Source organism: Dyadobacter tibetensis Y620-1 (assembly GCF_000566685.1).
GTDB lineage: Bacteria > Bacteroidota > Bacteroidia > Cytophagales > Spirosomataceae > Dyadobacter > Dyadobacter tibetensis.
Window position 1 is genome coordinate 1 of sequence record NZ_AZQN01000018.1, and the last position, 3713, is coordinate 3713.

Consider the following 3713-nt stretch of genomic DNA (forward strand, 5'->3'; position numbering starts at 1 on the left):
TTTGCTGCGGTTCCCCGCCGGGATAAATCTTACCGACCCCTTTTATATAACCAACGTAATAAGTATCCTGGGCGCCAAGGTAGCCAGGATGGTGTGTTTCAATTTCACCTTTATTTTGTTCTTCTTCCTTTTTTCGTTCAAGGACCGCAACTTGCAAATCCGTAAGTATTAATCCTTCCTGAGCAACCTTTGCGTCAAGTGCCTTTAAGCGCTTTTGGAACGTCTCTAGGTCATGTCGTACCCATACACAACGGATAGTGGAGGGTGCTACTATTATTCCGCGTTTACGCAATTCATTGGATGCACGTTGCTGCCCAAATGCTGGTGATTCAATAGCATAAGCAACCACCACGTCTTCTATTTGCTTTTCAATCCGGTTCTTCAGTAGCGGTTTGCTTCTACTGATTTCTTTTAGAGCCAATTCGCCTCCTTCATTATATAATTTTTGAAAGCGGTAAAAGGAGTCTCGAGAGTAGCCCATCACCTTACAGGCGTCGGATACATTCCCCAACTTTTCGGCTAACTTTAACAAGCCAAGTTTGGGTTGAATTAACTTTTGAGTTGTCGTCATAACTTAACTGATTTTATGGTTGGTAAATTTACTAACTGTCAGATTAAGTCTCAACTATTACAATTTAATGGACTGTCTTTCAAACTTGTCCAAAGATATACGAATAAGCTCTCGGCATCTTAGCCTGTACATGGCTGTTGTCCAGCTCTGGCATAAAAATAATCTTGTAAATCCTGTACCCGTCAGCAGGAGAAAATTGATAGCACTTTCTCATATAGGAAGTATAGTGACTTACCATAAGTGTATTAAGGAATTGGAAGACTTTGGCTATATAAAATATAGCCCATCCTACCATCCAGGTAAGGGGAGCCTAATCGTTTTATTATAAGTTTTACTTCCATTGTCGATAATACAGAATCGACTGTTGTAGCAAAATACAATTTGACTAACGCATGTTAGCGTATTGCTAATTATTTTGAAGTAACAATTTATCATTCTCTATTGAATTAAGATGTTTGGGTTCCATTAAAACAATTTTCAGAATCTCATTGAGGTATTCATTTGCCAAGCGAACGATAGGAACAGTGTTATCGTCTTTCAATTTTATTTCACGCTTGTTAGAGACTTTATGACTTCCGTGGACGATTGATGATCTATAAGCATAGATTTTCTTAATATTAGCGAAAACTTCAAGAGGATCATAGTTCTCTTTATTGTAAAAGCAAATTAAGGCTGAAACACGCAGGGCCAGCTTATGAGTTATTTCGCTCTTTTCACTGTCTCCAAGCAAGATTTCCAAAGCTATTATCAAATCAATAATTATGTCTTCTTCTTCTTGTCTAGTTGTTGATTTATAGAACCTTTTTAGCGCAAATGCTAACTTATTCTCGGTCGATTGCTGAGCACTAAGAAATAATTGTTTAACTATCGCGATCTGAGAAAGCGAAATTTCAGGATACTCCTTATTGTTCCAAAAAAAATCGTCGAAATAAGCTGGATAATTTCGTACAGAAGCACCGTCAAGAGGCAAGAGGTCTGATTGATAGGTGTCAGCCCAATTATTAGGATGAATTATCATTTGAGCGTAACCTGAAGTGTGGTTAGTAGCAATTTTAAAAATTGAAAAAAAACGTTCAATTAATTCATGAGGATAGATCTTAGGTTTAGAAAAGGGGCTGTTGAGCCAATTCTCTGGCTTTTTATAGCTGTAGTCTTTAAGCACCAATTCGTGCGTCGCAGACATAAATACGCTATCAACAATAGCTGGAGAATAACCAACGATTTTATGTCTCGCTCTATGAGATTCATCAGTTATTTTACGTAAAATTATGGTGGGCGTTATCTCAAAGTATTCGGTTTCAAAGTGGATGAATAAAATTGGAATCGAAATATCAAAGTGAATCTCCTTAGAAAAGATATAATTTTCAATGGGTAAGTAAATGTTTTCAAATTTTTCCGTATCGAATATGACACCATGCAAGTAGTAGTATCTCTCAATAAAGCCCTCTATTATATCTTTACACCTAAATCCTAGAAATTCATTCGCACTAATTTTATTCTCTCGCAAGGGATTCCCATAGTATTTAATAATCTCAGGCAATTCCAAAAGGTAATTGAAAAGTTCATTAAAATCATCATATTCTTTTAATGCGATTTCTGGTGGTTTACCATAGCGTGGTCTAAAGAACTGAGAAACGTCGATTATTGAAGGGTGCAAACTTATTGAAGGAAACCCATTTTTTTCATATTTCAGGTTGGGGTACTCCCTTACTTGATCCGGAAAATATGCAGCCTTGCAAACAGGAGGTATTAGTGGTAAAATTTTTGGCAACAGATTTACCAGTTTTTCAAAAATGAAAGAATTTTTTATCATAGTAAAATATAGAATTACTAAGGTACACATAAATGTGAACCAGCTATTCGGCTGGTTCACAAAATATTCAGTTCATCCTAGTTTGTTTTTCAATGCCATCATATCGTGACTAATCTTTCCGTCGAGAATCTTTGCATAGTGCTGGGTTTGTCTTAGGGACTTATGCCCGAGCATCTTTGATACAGTCTCCAAAGGGACATTATTGCTCAGAGTTACTGTAGTAGCGAATGTGTGCCTTGCGACGTGAAATGTGGGCACTGTCGTAATACCGCATAAATCTGCAATCTCCTTAAGATATGAATTCATTTTCTGATTACTTAGAACTGGCAAAACCGATCCGTCACTACAACATTTAGGGTGGTTTTCATACTTTTTCATAATCTCAATGGCTTTAGGAAGTAGCGGAACTCTGGTAGGAGCTTCTGTTTTTTGTCTGTTTGTGAAAATCCATTGCTCGCCATCTATACCTATTGCAATCTGCGCACGCCTCAACATCTTTATATCAATGTAAGCAAGTCCAGTGTAGCAACAGAACAAAAAGATGTCTCTTACTTGATTAACACGCTCTATTTCAAATGTTTTTCCCGAAAGAGAGGACAGCTCTTCTTTTGAAAGAGGATATTTAATTACTTCCTGCTTTGATAGCTTAAATTCTGCAAAGGGGTCACGTTTTAACCAACCCTTACGTACGCAAGACAGAACAATCTTTTTAAAACTTACAAGATACTTAACTGTGGAGTTGTGAGCACAGCTCTTGACAGTCTTCAACCAAAATGAAAATTCTGAAATGAATTCAAAGTCGAGGTCTTTAATAGGGAGGTCATCAACTTTGTACTTCCATTGGATAAACGCTCGGGTGTGAGCTAGGCACGTTTTGAAACGTCTCAAAGTTAGTGGGGCGTATTCCTTACCTATTAGAGCCTTCACCTGATCATTATGATGTTGAAAAATTTCAAGTACCATTTTTCTATCATCACTCTTACCTTGAAGGATATTTTTTAAAGATTCAGACGTCAGTTCTCGATCCTCCTCAACAAGCATCTTTTTAGCCTGGTAGACTTTTGCAGTTAAGACATCCAAATAAGAATTCAGATTCCGGGCATCTTCTTTATTGCCCACAGCCTTTCCTGCACCCGCATTCCAACGGTCGGTGTACCACAACATTTTAGTCGAAATTTCTCTGAACTTACCATTAACAATAATCCTCAGATAAACATATCGGGATTTTACTTTTTGATTTTTGGATTGCTTTAAATAGAAAAGCAATCCGAAGCTTTTTTCCAACATAGCACTATCATGGATCAAGACCAAATGTTGTGGAGTAACTTG

At 37.2% G+C, this 3713-nt stretch carries 3 protein-coding genes; all 3 read right to left on the reverse strand.

Annotation, left to right across the window (positions count from 1 at the left end; genetic code table 11):
* Positions 1-571, reverse strand: a 571-nt coding sequence (locus X939_RS0121805) for a helix-turn-helix domain-containing protein (RefSeq protein ID WP_025765386.1), incomplete at its 3' end; no start/stop codon positions are given.
* 406 nt (positions 572-977) lie between these two features.
* Complete coding sequence (locus X939_RS0121815; RefSeq protein ID WP_025765388.1) at positions 978-2384, reverse strand: HEPN domain-containing protein; 1407 nt, start codon at positions 2382-2384, stop codon at positions 978-980.
* A 72-nt stretch (positions 2385-2456) separates the two neighbouring features.
* Positions 2457-3713: site-specific integrase (locus X939_RS0121820; protein WP_229236137.1), on the reverse strand; the 1257-nt coding region annotated here is incomplete at its 5' end.